This window comes from Bacteroidota bacterium, from assembly GCA_039111535.1.
Lineage (GTDB): Bacteria > Bacteroidota > Rhodothermia > Rhodothermales > JAHQVL01 > JBCCIM01.
The window spans coordinates 1-18366 of record JBCCIM010000140.1; the positions used below are offsets into that span (position 1 = coordinate 1).

The following is an 18366-nucleotide window of genomic DNA, read 5'->3' on the forward strand; positions in this document are numbered from 1 at the left end:
CCTAAAGCGCACAACTACAACTTTAACCAGCCGGCTCAAGGCCATAGTTGAACGGCAACCAGTTACAAATACCACTTTCCCAGTTCCAGTAGCCGTACCGGGCTATGTCGAATGCATTGTTTAGAAATCCTATTTCATTAAAGATTGCATCGATATGTGTCAATCGTATCACTGCACGTACAGGCTCTTTGGATGGATTATAGTTCATGGAAACGGATTCGTAAAAATCCCTGTGCATCATTTCCTTTTGAAAAAAGACATGCAGGTAGCCGGCAAACTCCATTACCCTTTCGTGAGGTACCGGGTGGGGTTTTAAGAATGCATTCAAGTCTGCTGCAGCATCTGTTTCCTCAAAGTAATCCATCAATTCAGCATGCGGGCGTTGCCAGAAAAGCGTTTCATTCAGATAGACCTCAAAACCTTCTTCCTGTAATGTGCCTTGTGCTACACTACGCAAGAAATGTTTGAATGAACCCTGGAAAGATTCCTGCCTGCGTTTTTTCCAGCGCCTGGCTTCTTTCTTGTCCCGCGGTTCGATTTCCTCAAAAATGGGCTGCCCCGTAAATCTGAACTGATTGCCACCAGAGCTAAATTCGTTAAGCAGGTACGTGACTCTATACCCCAGGTATTTGTTGGTGATCACAATGGGCTGATCCGCAGAAGCCTCAAAATAGCTGTCGAGTCGTTTAAAGTTGATAACGAAGGGATTTTCAATTTCGCAGCCGCGCCTGTTAGGCGTGTTGCCCAGAAACATGCGTTTGAATCGGGTGAGGTCTCGTTTCCAGCTTTTAGGCTGGCTGTCCGTAACGGTTATTTCGCCTACTTCATATACGTCTTTTTCAAGCAGAAGCGACAGGTCCGTTTCGCCATTAGCAGCAATCTCGATGGTCTGCTGGAAAGCTTTGTAGCCAATAATGGTTACAATGATTTGATAGGCACCGGCTTGCACATCCTGAATATTGAAAAAGCCATTCGGATCTGTGATATCGCCAATGGTTGTATTGGCCAGATAAACGTGTGCGCCGGGTAACGATTCATCAGTTTCTGCATCACGGATGATACCGCTGACAGCACCTCTGTTTTGTGCGAAAGCACTGCCCGTAAACACACAATCTGTAAACAACAGTAACAGACAAAGCGATACCGCGAATTGCGGTATGCGGCTTTGAAGGCGACAGCGTACAGTTTGAATGTACATGGCTTTGAAAATCAGTTAGACTGTTTTTGGGAGCGTACCAAAAGCACCACGCCGGCAATCACTGCGGGTATGCTCAAGAGCTGACCCATGCTAAGCGGCAAACCCTCCGCAAATGCAGCCTGGCGCACCTTAACAAATTCAACCAGAAAACGCGCAGAAAAAACCAGGATCAGAAACAAGCCCAGCAACATTCCTCGGGGTGTGTCTTTGCCGTACTTACTGTACGTTTTGTGCAAAACAATGAAAATCAGCAAGTAGCAGATAGACTCGTAGAGTTGCGCGGGATGGCGTGGTAGTTCATCTATACGCGCAAAAATAACTCCCCAGCTTTTCTCTGTTGGTACGCCCAGAATTTCCGAGTTGAAGAAATTTCCGAGCCTGATGAGGCAGCCGGCCAACGAAATAGGTACTACAATGCGGTCGAGTAGCCACAAGTAAGGTTGGTTGCGCCTACTTTTTGAATACAGGTACATCCCGGTGAGGATCCCGATAGCCCCGCCGTGGCTGGCAAGTCCACCTCGCCATACTTTCAGAATTTCTACTGGATTACTGAGGTAATACGCCGGCTCATAAAACAGGCAGTGTCCGAGGCGGGCACCCACGATGGTTGAAATCATCATGTAAAGCAACAGGTTGTCGAGTTCTGCGACGGGTTTGCGCTCTCGGTCATAAACATAACGCATGTACAGGAATCCTAGGAAAAATCCTGTTGCAAACAGCAATCCGTACCAGCGGATCGTCAAAGGACCAAGTTCAAGTAGAATCGGACCGGCTTCCCAGCGAAAAGGGCTCACAAATATATACAGTGTTTTGTTGAAGAGAACACGTAGGTATCAGTTAGGTATAGCAAGGTAGCGCTTTAGCAGCAGAGACCAAAGCATCCGGAGGCTACAGATGAACAAAGTTAATCTCACCCGCTTTACCGGCTTCCTGCTGGTTTTAGTGTTTGTAACAGCCAGCGGGTTTCATTTCTATGTTGACAATAGGGACACGGATCTGGCGCGCGCCGGCGTATCTATGCACTATATAGCGAATGCCGGCGTGCTACTCAGCGCTGGCGACCAGCAGGTACTGATCGATGGGTTGCACCAGCCGTACCGCCCGGCGTACCGATCAACACCGCCTGCCGTGAAGACTGCAATGCTCGAGGGGGCACCTCCATTTAATGCCATTGACCTTGTATTGGTCTCGCACATCCACCGCGACCATTTTGATGCCTCGGATGTTGCCGCGCTTCTTGAGGCCCAACCCGATGCTTTGCTCATAAGCAGCAACCAGGTAGTCGACAGCTTGCTTGGTCATGGGGCACAATTTTCAGATCAAATGCAGCGCATTGCTTACAAAGAGGGGGCGTACGTAACGATTGAAAGAAAAGCAGTGACCATTCGTGCCGGCAAAGTAGCACATGGATCTGCGCGCTTCCGATGGATTCAAAATCTTGGGCATGTGGTTGAAATGGAAGGGCTCCGGTTCCTACATGTTGGAGATCCCGGTTTTGGCCGGGCAGATATCGAAAAACTTGTAGCCGAGCTGTCTATCGACGTTGCCCTGCTTCCTTCGTGGTTTCTTTCCGAACGTGAAGGCCGGGCGGTAATAGATGAAGTGATTCAACCACGCCATCTGGCTTTTTTACACGTTTCGCCCGGCGATGAGACAAAATTACGCCGGCTTGCCAATCAATATTATCCTGGGGCCCGGGTGCTAGCTGAACCCCTTGAAGCAATACACTATGAAAAGTAGCACCTCAATTGCAGTGTTGTTTTTGATGATGGCTATGGGCTGTGCAAAGCCCTCAACCGTGCTCCGGGCGCCCGGCAGCACTACATCGGGAGCTGTTGTTCGGGTGCAATCCAGCTATGGCGATTTACAACAGGCAGAAGTCATGGTATTGCGCTGGATAGAAAACGGCCAAAGTAACCCGCCCCTTGAGAGACGGATGACGCCCTTTGATATCCCGGTCAATGGCAATACGCTTGAGTTGCAACTCAGTAGCCCTGACAAAGGCCCATCGCTGAAGGTCTTATATATAGATGCTTCGGGCCAGATGAAAAATTACGTGCAGAGTACCCGGGTATGTATCGCATCAGCGGGCCAGTCAGCGGTAACGCTGCGGGATTGCAAAGTCGGCCTGCGTTAGCGCACACGCGTAATGGTCCGCGTAACCTGCCCTGTTGGTGTTTCCAATCGAACAAAATAGGTCCCTTGCGCAAGCCGGCTGGCGTCATACACAAACTGGTATACGCCGGCTGCAAGTTCGCTATTGCTGATTTCATCCATTACCCTGCCGAGCGCATCGTATACATAAAGACGAACCGAAGCGGGGGCGTCCAGTGCTATTTCGAACGTGGTTTGGGAAGCAAACGGATTGGGGAAATTAGGAGAAAGGAGAAAAGCCGGCTGGTTTTCAGCTTGCAAAAGGCGTTCATCTGGTTGCGCTTCAAATCCTGTTGCATCGTACCGGGCGATAAAGGAGGCAAACGTTGCGCTGGAAAGGGATTGCGCCCGGCCTTCGAACAACGCGTCCTGTACAAAAATACCTGTGAGAAATACATTGCCGCCTCTATCGGTAGCAATACCGGCACCTTCCGACTTTGCACCATCTATTCTTTGCAAGCCGGCCAGCACGCCATTTGATCGATAGCGTGCGATAAAAGCATTGGCTTCGCCGAGGCCTTCGAGGTCGTTTTCTGTATTCCCGGTGAAATCCGCGGCTTTTCTGAATAGACCGGTGATGAATACATCGCCCTGTGGGTCAACATCGATGTCGTAGGCATTATCCCATAAGTCGCCGCCGGCTGTATTTGCCCACGCAAGTGCGCCATCGCTGTCAAACTTGGAAACAAAGAGGTCAAAAGACTGGCCTTGCATGAGCGTAGAGGAGCCGGTGAAATCGTCAAGCGCAGCCTCGTCTTCGAAGTAGCCGGCGATGTACACGTTGTCCTCAGTATCAACGGTTAGGGCATTGGCAGCGTCAAAGCCCCGGCCGCCCATATACGTAAGCTTGTCTAGTGTCCCGGTTGGCGTATACCTTGCCAGAAACAGGTCATCTTGCCCGTGAGGAGCGCCATATACCCGTGCAGGGTCGGTATCAAGCAAAGGCAAAGGGCCGCGGGTGACACCTGTGACGTATACCCGGCCTTTACTGTCAGCAGCAATGCCAGAAGCCAGGTCTCTTCTTTCACCGCCCAGGGTTCGTACCCAGTTGAAGGTGCCGGCAGCATTGTATTGCGCAATGTATGCATCGAGTTGTCCTTTGCTTGTGATGGTCTGATTACCAAAAACAGCGGATGTCTCAAAGAATCCGGAGATGTACACCTTGCCATCCGGGCTCAGCGTGAGGCCGATGCCCTGATCTGATCGTTCACCGCCGGCCTTTGCACTCCACAATATCTGGCCATCTGCATCAAACTTTGCAAGAAAGGCATCTTCTTTACCCGTGCTTTCCAGGGTATGCTGGTCGTTGCTATCCTCGAATCTGATGACGCGTTCAAATGAACCTGTGAGATAAACGTGCCCCGCCGTATCTATTGCAATACGGAACGCACGGTCATCGCCTACGCCGCCAATGGTCTGCATCCAGATCACATCGCCGGCAGGCGTCGTCTTGAGTAAAACGATGTCCGATTTGCCGCGGTTGGAAAAGCGGTAGTCTGGATCGTTGTCCAGGGTGATTTCCTCCCGAAAAACACCAGCGTAAATAACATTACCCTGTGGGTCAACAGCAATGTCAGCGCCGGCACTGTAGTCTGAGCCAGAAATAGCTTTTATCCAGGCAACCCCTGTTGCTGTTTCTTTTGCAGCAAATTGGCCTTTGGCCTCTAACGGGAAAAACAGGAGAACAGGCAGACTGTAAAGCAGAACAGCCATGCGCCAATCTGAATAAAAAGGGTGGTAAAATCCTTTCGTCATGGTCACGCACGATTTGTAATCTGAAAAACGGGTCTTCAGTGGGGGGCGTGCTTGCATCGTACCGGACCGTAGGTCAATGTAGAAACAGCGCTTGACAAAAAATAGCTCCTCCTCAAAATCGTCTGCTTAGAGAGAACAAGCAAGGCATCATCAGGCTATACAAAGGCATCACGATTAATCGCCAATTTTGATACCCGGGCAAGGATTCTTATGCACAGTTTCAACGCTACCGTTTTTGACGAAGAACAATTTGAAAATCTGGATTGTCGTGAACAGGACCTCACCGATTTTATCTTTCGCGACTGTTCGTTTAAGACATGCAACTTTGAAGGCGCAAAACTGAGCAAGTCGCAGTGGGCCGACTGTGAGCTGATGGATTGTAATTTCAGCAATGCCCGGTTGTATGACGCGCGGTTTTCTGATGTCGCGTTTATAAGGTGCAAACTCGCCGGCGTTGATTTTACCGCATGTAACCAGCTACTCTTCTCCATCACCCTATCCGACAGCAGTGCGCCATACTGCATTTTTCAGGACATGGATCTCTCTGGCTGCAGGCTCACTTCAAGCGATTTGACAGACAGCGTTTTCGAAGGTGCAACGCTAAAGCGGGTTGATTTGCAGCACAGCAACCTCAAAGGTGCAGATTTTAGCCGTGCGGATTTATCCGGAGCAGATTTGCGGGGCGCCCAACACTATACCATAGACCCCACCGACAGCCGACTGACGAAGGCCCGATTCTCCTATCCCGAAGTGCTCGTGCTCCTCAATCGTTTTGGGGTAAAGGTTGATTAAGGCTTGTTTGCCGGCCGCGGAAAAAAAAGTGTATACAATACCGGGCTAAAACGTCTGTTAAATCTGGCAGTTTTGTGGCAGTTTTGTGTCTGGATGTAATTGTGAAGGAATTGGTAAGATACTTGATGTCCCCAAACCAAAATGTTCTTTGATCTCATTTGATCGAGCCCCCCGCCCAGATTAAAGAAAAGAATTGCGTTAAGTAATGAGAAAGGATAAGGAATATGAGAACGCTTGCTCTTCTGTTTTTGATTTGGGGGATTTCACAATTCTATTTGTCGCTCGAAACCCCTCTGCTCCCCGAAGCTCAACACCCCCCTCTCTTAGCAGTGTATACGACGAAGACACCTACGGCCGAATTGACTGAAGGCATCACTTGTACGTCGTCTGAGCTGCTCCGCAAACAAATGGTATACCTTATTAATAAGGCGCGGTCGCAACCACGTCAGTGTGGGGTGATTGCGTTTGAAGGTGCACCTCCCGTTGCGTGGAATTACACGCTCGAACGCGCTGCCAGGCTACATGCATACAACATGGCAACAGAAAACTTCTTTGCCCATCGTGGTCCTGACAGCACACATGTTGGCATTCGTGTGCAGGAGTTTGGGTACAACTGGCGTTACGTTGGTGAAAACATTTATGCCGGCATAGAAACAGTATCTGATGCGGTATATGGATGGTTGGATAGTGAAGGTCACTGCAAAACCATCATGAATCCGGATTATACCGAACTTGGTGCTGCATGCGTTACAAACCAGGCATCGCAGTACGAAAGTTACTGGGCGCAAGTATTTGCTTCACCAATGAAATAATCGTCAATGAAAGAATGGCCCTGCGAAACACAGGGACAAAAATTAAGGGGTGTGTGTACAGGTTTTGGTTATTGCCTGCGCACACCCCTTTTTTGTTTAGGAATCAAATTTGATCAACAATTAAGATGCCCTTATTACGCTGAGAAACACCATGAAAGTAAGCCGCTTTACCACGATTGTACTGTGCGCCGGCATGATTTTCTGCCTGAACGCTTGCAGTGTTTTCGAAAAAGAAGAACCAGAAGCTCCAAGAGATTACCTGGAAGAGATCCAGATGCATGCACAAGCTTTTCGGTTTGAAGCGGCAATGCGCAGTGTTGACATTGAAGGCATCATGTCACTTGTGCAGTTCGAAATTGCAGATGAAGTTGTTTTTGAAGGCCAGTCGCTATGCGGTTTTGCACCCTGGTATGATGATCCTGAAACAGGGCAACCAACCATTACCATTGTCACCAGCAAAACGTGTTGGATAGATCGGCCCGTTGAAGACAATGAAGCCCTGGTTTTTCATGAGTTGGGGCATATCGTGCTTGATCGAGGCCATAGAGAAGGCCTGCTTCCAAACAACAGCCGGCCCAGCATCATGATTGGGACAAATCTGGCCGGACTCTATGTGGGGAATGCAAAAGAGCGCCGCAAGTATTACGTCGATGAATTGTTCAATCCGGACACGCCCGTGCCCGAGTGGGCGGAATAAGCACAAAATGCATTGGAGCTTGTAGTTGCGGGTCACTATTTTCCGGCATAAATACGTCTGTAGGAAGCGGACGGCTTATGGTAGCAAATAGATACAAGCATAAAGATTGATATGACCCAGGCAAAAGAAGGACTAGCGCGGTTAAAAGCGGGCAATGCAAAGTATGTAGGCGGTCAGTCTCGAATAGACCGGAGCAAGCTGGCAGAACGCCGCGGTGAGTTGGTTGGCGGCCAGGCGCCCTATGCCATTGTTTTGGGGTGCGCAGATTCACGCGTGCCCGTTGAAATGGTGTTTGATGAAGGGCCTGGTGACTTGTTTGTGATTCGGGTAGCCGGCAATATCGCTGGGCCGCAGCAAATTGGAAGTATTGAGTATGCGGTTGGGATATTGGGCACGCCGCTACTCGTTGTATTGGGGCATCAGGGCTGTGGAGCTGTTGCCGCGACGCTTGCTGAAGTGCGCGAACCTTCTGGTTCACTTACAGCAGGACTCGTTTCTATTGTCGATGCCATCAAACCATCAATTGCAGGTATCGATGAGCTTGAAGCTGCAGTTGTAGCCAATGTGAAACACACCATAGCCGAACTTGTGGTGCAGTCTCCCCTCCTTGAAGCTGCTGTTGCAGAAGAGCGTCTGCAAATTTGTGGCGCTGTGTATGCGCTCGATACCGGCCGCGTTGCATTTTTAGATGATTAGATTTTGCGGGCTATAACAGCATTGACTCCCTTACACGGAGAACGGTTTTCAGAAGTAGTCCCTACAATCTTTAGTACAATCAATGAGCTTCCAAATCCGCAAAGAGCAACCGGAGGACATGGCCGCGGTACGCCTTGTGCATCTCGACGCCTTCCCATCATCCGCTGAAGCTGATTTGGTTGATGCGCTGCGTACGCAGGCAACGTGCCTGTCACTTGTTGCAGAAACCGACGCCGACGTGGTCGGACATATCCTGTTCTCCCCGATGCAACTCAAAGAACAGGAGACTCCTGTACTACTCGCCGGACTGGCGCCGATGGCTGTTTTGTCTTCACATCAAAACAAAGGCATTGGCTCAGCCCTGGTTGAAGCCGGACTTGATGCATGCGAAGCTGCCGGCTACGGACTTGTCGCTGTACTTGGTCACCCTGCGTACTATCCACGGTTTGGGTTTTTGGTAGCTGCCAAGCATGGATTGCAGAGTACCTACGATGTCCCGCCCGAAGTATTTATGGTCAAAGCCTTTCAAGACGAGGTACTCGAAGCACTAACAGGTACCCTGGTCTATCATCGCTGTTTTGATGAATTGGGTTGAAATTGTATTCGGAAAACCACCTTTCAACAACAAGGTAGTGCATTAAGGATGGTGTAGATGTGTCGACTCTTTTGATATACGACACACTACTTTTTATACCATCGAAAAGGCACTGCCATGTATGCAGGTCAAAAAAAAGGAAATCAGGGACGCAACAGGAAGCCCGCGGCATATCTTCGCATCTTATTGGCTGACGATAATATTCTAGAGCAAAAAATTGCAGAACGCATGTTTCGCGTTATGGGATATGAAGTGGATGTTGTGTCCAACGGGCACGAAGTAGTACAGGCTGTACGGTTTAAACCATACGACGTAGCCATTATTGATGAAGAGATGCCGGCCCTTGATGCCTGCGGTACAGCAAAACGCATCCATTCGTTACCCGCATTATGGAAACAGCCCTGGATCGTACTTTCAACCAATAACGCGGATTATACTTTTGTAACAGACAACGCTTGCGGGTTTAATGACTTCATATGCAAACCGTTTGATGAAGACGTGCTCTGGCAAACCCTTGCTCGCGTACCTTTGGCGAAAACAGTGCTACCTTACAGCGAACCCAGATAAGCCATTACGTCACGCAACTCTTTGGCTGAGAGAATTTGTCCCATTGGCGGCATCGCCGAGATGCCGGCCGCGTTGTCAAACCCATCTGCCAGTATAATGCTGGGCGTCACCAGTGCTTCCATCAGGTAACTGCTGCTATGGGTTGAGCCGGCACCTGATAGATTGGGGCCAACGGCGCTACCTTCTCCTTCTGTTACAGCATGGCACCTGATACACTGTGCCACAGGATGTTCGTTAAATATTTTTTGTCCGGCCAATACATCACCACCAGCCATGCTATAGGCAAAAGGTGCTTCCTCCCCCGCGCCTTCTTCGGTTTCAAGATCATCTACGGCAATGCTGTGCGCTTGTCCAAGAAAAAAGACTTCAAGCTGTTCTTCTGGACGTATTTTTCCGGTGCGTAGATTTTGAAGGAGCCGATTCGCAAGTTTTTTCGCGCTACGCGTCTCAATGCCGGCCAGCGTGGTTAGAGCATGTTGGCGTTCCTGTACTCCCGATTGGTTACCCAGGATTTTTTCTATACGCTTTACAGCTTCTTTCTGATCGCTTTCAGCCATCAGCGCAAGGGCTTCCTGGCGAAGGGTTGTCGATGCACTTTCGAAAGCAGTACGGTAAGCCTGCCTGGCCTGACGGGTTTGGTTGATGAGTAACGCCAGAATTTCTGTTCTCTCTGATATAGCTCTGCTTTCGTCAGCCAACCGGTTTTGCAATAACTCAGGATCGAGGCTGACGTTGTACTGCCGAAGCAACTTGATTATGGCATTGTCGGAATTACGCTGTAGTAATGTTGCAAGCTGAGCATTCAAGAGCGAACTGATTTCTCCAGGGTCTCGGCTGTCGAGGACACGGTAGCGTCGCTCCACCCGATCGAGTACTGGAGGGTTGGTCCAGTGTTGCAGCATGGCGAGTGCTTCTTTTTGCAGGTCAGAACTGGCAACTCCCGACATAAAGAAGTCGAGTACTGCTGCTGCATGCTTTTGCTTGCCCAATCGATAATTGGCGTTGAGCACCCGGCGCATCAGCGGTTCATTATCTGCATGTGGCGTGTTGTTGAGCAGTGCTGCAAGGGCCGGCATGGCTTCTGGAATCCCAAAGTCGTCGTGGATAGCACGGGCAGTTTCAAGTACAACCAGTGGATCAGCATCTGTTAGGAATGTGGTGATTACTGGAGACTTCATCCTGCGCAAAGCCACAACGGCAGTTGTTCGAACACTGTTAGAAGGATCGTCTTTTACATTAAGCAGGCTTTGAACGTCGTTTATGCCGGTAAGGGCTGTAGCGATACTGTGTCTGATAAAGGGGTCTTTGCCTGCTGTATTACGGAGTGCTTCAAAGAGCGCCGGAGCTGATGCGGTCGTCCCAACGCTGCCCAACGCCTGGGCGGCATGAAATCGAACCTGCAGGTTTTCATCTTGGAGTGACTGAACGAGCGATGATTCAAATTCAGCAAATAAAGCTGGCGCTTCCTGTATAAGCCGGCACGCTTGAATGCGAACCTGTGGGTTGGTGTCAGCCAATAAACGGTCAATAGCAATGCGCTGCGTAAGGGTGTTTGCTCTTGCAAGTTGTCCCAAACCCCATATTCCGTGTACGCGGGCAAACTGCGGTGTCGACGTGTCGAACACTGTTCGATGTAGTGCATCTTGTTGGTTATGCTCAACCAGGGCAAACTGTGCGCCTTGCCTCACACGTTGGTCCGGGTAGTTGAGTAAAGCTACAAGGGAATCTACGGTTAGCTGCGCAAAGCCGGCTGCTAGGAGTTCTGCGGTTTGTTCACGCAAAGGATGGGGATCTGATTTTACGTCGAGTTTGAATATGCCGCCTTTCTCGGTGGGCTCCCAGTTACCGCCCCAGTCAGCTACATATAAGGCGCCATCCGGACCGAAACTCATGCCGGTAGCCATGAAGCCACTTTGGAAGTGCTGTTCGTTTGCCATTTCAAACGCTGCTCCTTTGGGGCGCAACTGGAAGGCCGTGATTTTTTGTCCGGGGAATTGGGTGACAAAAAAGTAGTCTTTGTATGCATAAGAAAGGGCTGTGCCCGGGTTACGGGTAAAGCCGGCAGGGCCATCAGAATAGTTTTCGAGTGCCGGCGTGATATACGCAGCCTGTCCCTCAAAATATGGTACATGTAACCGCTCGGCCAGCCACGGATTGTATGTTGGCAATCCATTGTCTTCAGCCCACTTGTTGGTCATGTTGTATTGCCAGTTGATCCGCCAGCCCGTGTCGCTATGCCGGGTGACGTACACCATGCGTTCGCGTTCGCCTTTAAAGTCGCCGTCGTTGTCAACGCAGAAGAGGTTGCCGAAGTCGTCGAACGCAAGCTCCATACAGTTGCGCAGTCCGTGGGCAAAAACTTCGAAGTTGCTGCCATCCGGTTCGCTGCGCATGACGAGTCCTTGATTAGGGTAACTAAATTGCCGGCCCTCAAGCGATGTGATATTGGCACCCTTGTCTCCTACCGACCAATAAATTCTCCCATCAGGGCCTACTGTAAGGCCGTGCAGGTCATGCCCTCCTATGCTGATATGGACGCCATGCCCGGTTATTAAAGATCTTCTTTCATCTGCAATGCCGTCATTGTCGAGATCCTCGAGCAGCCATAAATCCGGAATGACAGTAAAGTAGACTTTGTTGTTGTGCCAGAGTACGCCGGCTGCAGTACCCGTCACCTCGGTGTTGAAGCCTTCTGCAAAGACAGAAGCTTTGTCAGCCACACCATTGCTGTCCGTATCTTGCAGAAAATGCAGGCGTTCGCTCTTTTCTTTCAGGTCGTGCCAGTTCCTGGCGCCATCTTTATTAAAATCTTTTAACCAGGGATGTGAAAGGGATGTGGTTGGAGCAAGGTACTCTCGAAGTACCTCGCGCCGCTGGGCAACAGATTGTATACTATAATCGATAACTGGCCACGGCAATGGTTCAAGTCCACGCATATTGCGCGAGTCTAGATCAGTTGATTTCCTTCTGTTTGCTTCTGTTGCGTATATACCGCCTTTGTTGTCGTGGCTTATGGCAACTGTGTTTTTCAGCATGGGCTCTTTGGCCCATAGTTCAACACTGATATCCGGGTTGGCCGGGGTGCGCCACATGCTGCTCTTTGCAACAGTCAGCATATTGACATCGATTGAAGCTGTATCAAGAAAAAGGGATCCAGCGGCGATGAGCAGCGACAGGCAGACCGTTGAACATCCGAAAATGAATAAGTATAGCCGCCTCATATTTTGCAAGGGAGGTATGGGTGGTTGGTGGTGATTTGGTTACAATAGCCATGTAGGGTGGTTCCTGCATAAGCATGGCTTGGCTGACCGCATACCACACAGGTTATATCACATAATTTATATAGCGCAAGCCAAACTATTCAGGGTATTTTATGTACCTGTTATTAAGCAGTGTCTTGAATATAACCTAATTATCGACTGTACTTTATGATAGATGAGAATGCATGATGCACTTCTATAAGATCAGATCAACAAGATATATTTTCCTAGCATTACTCCTGTTTTGCATCGCCCTGCCGGCCAAAGCACAGGATGCGCCATCCGAAAATACATCCGCAGAAAGTGGTGCGGCTGTAACTGCAGCGGGCCAAAACATATTGGGTACTATCCTGGATGCTGAAACGAGTGAGCCACTGGTTGGCGTGCATGTTTTCCTGGCGAGCCGGCTTCAGGGAACGATTACCGACAACGATGGGCGCTTCGTTTTGGAAAACGTGCTTTCCGGTGCATACAAAGTTGTTGCATCTATCATTGGATATGATTCTGAGTCGGTGTTGATTGAAGTACAGGAGGGCATTGTGCCCGGGAACGTAGCCATTCTTTTAAAGCCGACCGTGTATGAACTGGAAGGTGTGACTGTGGAGGAGGATGCTCCCCGCCAGTGGCAAGAGCAACTGGTGCAGTTCAGAGAGCTGTTTCTTGGCAGATCTTACAATGCGCGCGAAAGCCTGATTACCAATGAATACGTGCTGAGCTTCAGGGAAGAAGATGGGGAATTTGAGGCCTTTGCGAGTGAGCCGCTGCTCATTGAAAACAAAGGACTCGGATATAAAGTGACTTTTGTTTTGGACCAACTGACTTATTCAGAAGAGGACGATCTGAATATGACGCAGGGCACCTGGCGATTTGAAGAAATGGCGCCGGAGAATAATAAGCAGCGTAAAGCATGGCAGGAGCAGCGGGAGTATGTATTCAAAGGATCACTACAGCATTTATTATGGTCGATGATCCACTTGCGCACAGAGCAAGAAGGGTTTTACCTGTTACGGGACTTCAGTAACCAGGCGCCGGCTCCAGAGCCATTCCTGCAGAAATATCACGACCTTGACGAACGCACCATTTTGCGCAGGACCAAAAAGGCATACGAATACAAAATGGCCTTTCGTGATTTCATCAGGATTTACTACGAAAGAAAAGGAGATCGCGTCAAGCTATTTGGCAAGAAAAAGCCCCCTCCATCCGAGCAACTCTCTTATATGAAAATGAATCGGTTGGGAGAAGTGACTGTCCATGAGTCTGGCTACCTGTACTCACCGCAAGGCGCGTCGAGTGCTGTTACTGTTTTTGGGTACCTCGCTTCTCGGGGGGTAGCTGACCTGTTACCGCAAGAGTATGCCCTGCAGCGCGAAGAATGAAAATAGTACCGGGTGCTGGCGGTTTAAAGCCACCAGTCACCCGGTACCCATGTTATCCCGTTCGTTTCAGTTTGCCCGTCTTCTTGGCCCAGGCTTCTACTTTACCGAAAATCCAGAGCCCCAAAGGTACCATAACAACCCCCATAATGGCGAGGGTTGTAAGTTCGGGGATGACTTCAGAAAGCTGTCCCCCCGTCTCCAGCATTTCACCACTTTGCTCATCGAGTCCGATTAGGGTACGGCTTGCTGAGAGCACGTACGTGGCCGGCGAAATGTAGGACAACGGCTGTAGCCACACAGGCAATACCGAAACCGGGTAGTAAATCCCCGAAATCAGTAGCAATACCCCCTGGAAGATATTGGCAGCCTGGGCACCGTGCTCCGGACTCATCACTGGCAACACAGCTGCCATCAGGCCCAGGCCTGTAAATGCGACGCTCCCAGTGAGCACCACCACCAGTACGCCGCTCATGTTGGCCCCCGACAGGTTTATATCTACAAAAAGCAAAAGGCCGAGCAATACAACTGTCGAGTTGACGAGGCTGTATAAAACGGCATAAATACTTACACCCAGCAAGTGGGTAAACCGGGAGACTGGGGCCATGAACGTGTATTCCAATGTGCCTTCCCATCGTTCCCAACTGATAGAGTTGGAAATTTCATGAAACATGGCAGAAAGGAAATTCCAGAGCATAACCCCAAGAATCAGGGTTATGGTCAGGCGTGGTTCGTTTACTGCAACACCAATGAGAACAATGGTGGCGGCATTAACGAATTCGTAGAATGTGAAGACGACAACCCAGGACATGTAGCGCCTGAGCAGGTGGAAATTTCTGAAGACAAACGCCCAGGTTTGTCTAATTGAGGTAATCATTTTCTATTCCAGATTTATGCGGCCGCGTACTAATCAACAGCCGCTAACGATTCTTCTTTTTCAAGCGATTCGCCGGCCATGGCGATAAAGGCATCATCAAGCGTTTCCGCGTTTGCTGCTTTTTTCAGCGTGTTGGCTGTACCCTCAATAAGCAGTTTACCTTTTGAGAGAAAGCCAATGCGCGCGCAAAGCCGCTCTGCCTCTGCCATATCGTGCGTCGTAAGCAGGATTGTAGTCCCTTGCTCTTCGCGTAATTCTTCCAGGAAGGTCTGCACATCCCGCCGGCTCTTTGGATCAAGCCCGGTTGTGGGTTCATCCAGCAAAAGCACGGGCGGATTGAGCAGGAGCGCGCGGGTTATTGCAATCTTTTGTTGCATACCGCGACTCATCTCCTCGATAGGCTCCCGAAAGCGATCGGACTCAATGCCGAGTCGCTCCAGGATTTCCATGGCGCGTCGCTCTGCCTGTTTGGGATCCAGCGCATACAGTTGTGCCGCATACAACAGGTTTTCCCGTGGTGAGAGCTTTTTGTAGAAAGCTGCATCCACACTGACCCGCCCGATTTCCCATTGCACGGCGCGCGCATCTCGCGGCAAGCTGTAGCCGAGCATGCGTACCGTGCCTTCATCCTGGTGTAACAGGGTGGAAAGGATGCGAATCAGGGTGGATTTGCCGGAGCCATTGGGGCCAAGCAGGCCATACGTCTCACCCATTCGGATGGAAAAAGAGACGTTGTCGAGTGCTACTTGCTCAGAAACGACCCGGCGGTTCCAGCCTTTGCGCTTGCGAAATGCCTTTTTCAGGTGCTGTACTTCTATTGCTAACATACGTCCGTTGGTTTTCAGTAAGCGTTGAATTGTCAGATGCGCCGCATAACTTGGCGGTGCTCGCGCCTTACATCGAGAGGAAAACCACGGGTGAAACCACTTGAACGGAGACCAGCAGGAACGCTGATTTGCGTGTGAAAAAGTCCATGCCCGGTTGGGGGCGAAAGAAAAAGTGGGATAAACGTACGATTTCCGATCAGACTGTCGCGAACGGCACGGTGGCGCAGAGCGACATGGCGTCTGGAATGCAAGAGGTGCGTACTTTTGCGACGGCGGCGTATTAGCTACGCGCCGGCTCAGGCAAAAGTGTTATGTGTGCGAGATTCGACGCATCGGAAATCTGGTCGTTTTACTGGGATTGACTGGTTAATTGAAGGGGCCTACGGGCCTTTATGTTGATAAGTTACAACAAAAAAGAAACCCGGACCTGACATAATATACGCCGGGTCCGGGCACAGATACAGGGCACTAATCAAGGCATTAAAAAGCAACTTCGTCTTTCTTAATCACAAAGAGCCCTTCGCGCATGCTGGTCACGATGATGTTGCCGCTCTTAAAGTACGGGTAGTTACTCCATGAGCCGCCCCCGCCACCTTCAAATGGCGTGGTGTCAAGAAAGCCTACTTCTACAGGGTTCTCGGGGGAGGAGATGTCGAGTACCCGGAATCCACTATCGTAGTTGGACTGGTACATCAAGTCACCACGGATGTATAGATTGTGATCTGTTGATGTGGTTTCTGCAATGTATTCCTTGACGAGTACCGGATCATCGAGGTCGGTCACGTCCCAAACCAGCGTTCGCGTACCTTCAACGACATTTGTTGGCTCATCGCCTTCGTCGTTCATGTAGAAATAACGATGGTCTTCGGTGAGCCATCCCTGATGGGCGTAAACAACTTTGGGATAATCTGCCACTGAAAGCGACACAGGATTTTCTTTATCCGATACGTCAGCGATATTCAACGCTGTTTCGTTTGATCCAAGACAAATCTCTTTGCCCTGGTGCTCGGTATCCGGGCCTTGATAGACCACACACTGTGCGTCATGTGAGTACCCGGTTTTATTACGGCCCGTTTCTGCGTCGGCAAAACAGCCGGCAAAGGTTGGGTTTTTAGGCTCTTCAAGGTTGATCATGTGTAATCCACCGCCACACGTTTCGCCACCCGAGCTACTGCCCACTGCGTAGCCAAAGCCTGTGTCTTCGTTGATCACAATGTTGTGCGCGCTAGCAATGTTGTCATACACGGCATCTGCATCAAAGTCTACCGGTTCGCTACTGCCGGTCCGCAGGCGGGTAAGATCGAATACCTGCATCCCATGCTGGCCTGAAGCATCGGCAACGATATATGCGTGGTCTTTGTAGACTTTGATGTCACGCCATACGCTGGCGCGCGCGCCTTCCGTCATGGATAACTGGCCGACATATACTGGATTATTGGCATTGGTGACATCAACAAACGAAGTACCGTCGGACCTGCCGATCAGCGCGTATTCTTTGTCTGTTTGTGGGTCGGTCCATCCCCAAATGTCATTGACCATCACGCCCCGCGCACCACCCATTTCTTTAATAGGGATGAAAGACTGCAGGCTGACCCCCTTGCAATCGAAGCCGGCGGCTTTGTCTCCTTCACATTTGACTTCGTTGCCCGTAATCGCTTCAATGCCTTTGACTTCGTTGATTACACGGAGTCGCTGATCCCAGTTGTTGTTTTCTGCATTGCGCGCAAAGATGAGGGCAGCACCCTCGCCGCCATCAATACCGGTTGCACCAAATACCGCAACGTTTGCATCGCGCAGCATGGCTGTGCCAAAAGAAGCCCGTCCGGTCAGGTTGTCGCCTGTGATTTTTGTGACGCTCTGCCAGCCCCGCTCGCCATGATTGCTGAACAGGTATGCACTGCCCGTCCGTTTATCTCCCGGTGCGCCAATCCACAATTCGTTTTCAGATACAAGGATAGATGTACCAAAGCGGCTGTTGCGGAGGCCGTCATAAGCAGTGAGTATTTGCGGGCCTCTCCGAGAATTGTTGGCGCTGAGGTTGAATGCATAAACTGCACCCTGGCGATTATTGTGCCGGGGGGCCGCGACATAGGCTACATCATTTCCGAACGCAACGACCTGGCCAAACTGTGTTTGCTCTTCCGCGCCGTTGACTTCGAGTTTGCGCTGCTGGGTCCATTGCTCGCTTTCTGTATCCAACGCGAATAGGTACGCTGCGCCTTTGTTTTCGTTATGGGCAGGGGTGCCGGCGAGGAGCTGCATGTCCGCCATGGCAAGCGAAACGCCAAAGCCATCGCCTTCAACTCCGTCATCCGGACGTAAAACACTGTGCTGACTCCAGCTCCCATCTTCCATTTTTTTGAAGATAAAAACGCTGCCTGTTTTGTTATCACGACCTGGCGCGGCAACGGCGGCGATGCCATTCGAAAAGACGACATTGCTCCCAAACCGGTCGCCGGGTAAGCCATCCGTTGCGCTAATTCTGCCAGACTCTTCCCAAAATCCTTCGCTATTGCGGGAGTAGGTGAGCACGGTACCTGTTTCTTCACCGTGTCCGCTCATGCCAACAAGCAACGTTGTGCCATCAGCTGCCATGGCGTGCCCAAAGCGGTCGCCGGGGAATCCATCAGCTGGTTCAAGCCTGGTTGTTTCAATCCAGGTGCCCGGTTTTTCATCATCTGCATAAACGTATACTGAACCGGGAAAATTTGTATTTCGGGCTTCGCCTACAAAAATGGTATTTTCTCCCAATGCCATGGCGCC

At 50.4% G+C, this 18366-nt stretch carries 16 protein-coding genes; 9 read left to right on the forward strand and 7 right to left on the reverse strand.

Features of this window, described 5'->3' with window-relative positions; translation table 11 throughout:
- Nucleotides 1-22: 22 nt before the first annotated feature.
- Both AAF564_18760 and lgt read right to left on the reverse strand, forming a co-directional pair.
- Nucleotides 23-1198 (reverse strand): carboxypeptidase-like regulatory domain-containing protein, encoded by a 1176-nt coding sequence (locus tag AAF564_18760; protein MEM8487599.1) that lies wholly within the window; start codon nucleotides 1196-1198, stop codon nucleotides 23-25.
- Between the two features lie 11 nt (nucleotides 1199-1209).
- Nucleotides 1210-1992 carry a prolipoprotein diacylglyceryl transferase gene (gene lgt / locus AAF564_18765; GenBank protein MEM8487600.1) on the reverse strand — a complete coding sequence of 261 codons (783 nt, stop codon included), beginning with the start codon at nucleotides 1990-1992 and terminating at the stop codon, nucleotides 1210-1212.
- 100 nt (nucleotides 1993-2092) lie between these two features.
- On the opposite strand from lgt, the gene AAF564_18770 reads away from it, so the two are divergent.
- On the forward strand, nucleotides 2093-2938 hold the full coding sequence (locus AAF564_18770; protein ID MEM8487601.1) for an MBL fold metallo-hydrolase: 846 nt from the start codon (nucleotides 2093-2095) through the stop codon (nucleotides 2936-2938).
- Nucleotides 2928-3335, forward strand: coding sequence for a hypothetical protein (locus AAF564_18775; protein MEM8487602.1), 408 nt, complete (start codon nucleotides 2928-2930; stop codon nucleotides 3333-3335). Before AAF564_18770 ends, AAF564_18775 begins: the two co-directional genes overlap by 11 nt.
- Here AAF564_18775 and AAF564_18780 read toward each other — a convergent pair.
- On the reverse strand, nucleotides 3332-5107 hold the full coding sequence (locus AAF564_18780) for an SBBP repeat-containing protein (protein ID MEM8487603.1): 1776 nt from the start codon (nucleotides 5105-5107) through the stop codon (nucleotides 3332-3334). The two genes, AAF564_18775 and AAF564_18780, sit on opposite strands and share 4 nt — an antisense overlap.
- A 210-nt stretch (nucleotides 5108-5317) precedes the next feature.
- Here AAF564_18780 and AAF564_18785 point away from each other — a divergent pair, with 210 nt between their 5' ends.
- From AAF564_18785 to AAF564_18810, 6 genes are all read left to right on the forward strand, one after another.
- On the forward strand, nucleotides 5318-5899 hold the full coding sequence (locus AAF564_18785) for a pentapeptide repeat-containing protein (protein MEM8487604.1): 582 nt from the start codon (nucleotides 5318-5320) through the stop codon (nucleotides 5897-5899).
- Between the two features lie 329 nt (nucleotides 5900-6228).
- Nucleotides 6229-6711: a CAP domain-containing protein gene (locus AAF564_18790; GenBank protein ID MEM8487605.1), complete on the forward strand. Its 483-nt coding sequence runs from the start codon at nucleotides 6229-6231 to the stop codon at nucleotides 6709-6711.
- 151 nt (nucleotides 6712-6862) lie between these two features.
- Nucleotides 6863-7408 carry a hypothetical protein gene (locus tag AAF564_18795; protein ID MEM8487606.1) on the forward strand — a complete coding sequence of 182 codons (546 nt, stop codon included), beginning with the start codon at nucleotides 6863-6865 and terminating at the stop codon, nucleotides 7406-7408.
- Nucleotides 7409-7519: 111 nt separating this feature from the next.
- Complete coding sequence (locus AAF564_18800; protein ID MEM8487607.1) at nucleotides 7520-8104, forward strand: carbonic anhydrase; 585 nt, start codon at nucleotides 7520-7522, stop codon at nucleotides 8102-8104.
- A gap of 82 nt (nucleotides 8105-8186) precedes the next feature.
- The gene (locus tag AAF564_18805) at nucleotides 8187-8699 is read left to right on the forward strand and encodes an N-acetyltransferase (GenBank protein MEM8487608.1); all 513 of its coding nucleotides are present in this window, start codon (nucleotides 8187-8189) and stop codon (nucleotides 8697-8699) included.
- A 117-nt stretch (nucleotides 8700-8816) separates the two neighbouring features.
- Nucleotides 8817-9266 (forward strand): response regulator, encoded by a 450-nt coding sequence (locus AAF564_18810; GenBank protein MEM8487609.1) that lies wholly within the window; start codon nucleotides 8817-8819, stop codon nucleotides 9264-9266.
- On the opposite strand, the gene AAF564_18815 is transcribed toward AAF564_18810, so the two are convergent.
- The gene (locus tag AAF564_18815; protein MEM8487610.1) at nucleotides 9248-12382 is read right to left on the reverse strand and encodes a PVC-type heme-binding CxxCH protein; all 3135 of its coding nucleotides are present in this window, start codon (nucleotides 12380-12382) and stop codon (nucleotides 9248-9250) included. The genes AAF564_18810 and AAF564_18815 overlap by 19 nt on opposite strands.
- A 329-nt stretch (nucleotides 12383-12711) precedes the next feature.
- On the opposite strand from AAF564_18815, the gene AAF564_18820 reads away from it, so the two are divergent.
- Nucleotides 12712-13902 carry a carboxypeptidase-like regulatory domain-containing protein gene (locus AAF564_18820; protein ID MEM8487611.1) on the forward strand — a complete coding sequence of 397 codons (1191 nt, stop codon included), beginning with the start codon at nucleotides 12712-12714 and terminating at the stop codon, nucleotides 13900-13902.
- 52 nt (nucleotides 13903-13954) lie between these two features.
- On the opposite strand, the gene AAF564_18825 is transcribed toward AAF564_18820, so the two are convergent.
- The 3 genes from AAF564_18825 to AAF564_18835 form a co-directional block, all read right to left on the reverse strand.
- Nucleotides 13955-14776 (reverse strand): ABC transporter permease, encoded by an 822-nt coding sequence (locus AAF564_18825; GenBank protein MEM8487612.1) that lies wholly within the window; start codon nucleotides 14774-14776, stop codon nucleotides 13955-13957.
- 29 nt (nucleotides 14777-14805) lie between these two features.
- Nucleotides 14806-15603 (reverse strand): ABC transporter ATP-binding protein, encoded by a 798-nt coding sequence (locus tag AAF564_18830; GenBank protein MEM8487613.1) that lies wholly within the window; start codon nucleotides 15601-15603, stop codon nucleotides 14806-14808.
- A gap of 480 nt (nucleotides 15604-16083) precedes the next feature.
- On the reverse strand, nucleotides 16084-18366 hold a 2283-nt coding region (locus AAF564_18835), incomplete at its 5' end, for a choice-of-anchor B family protein (protein MEM8487614.1).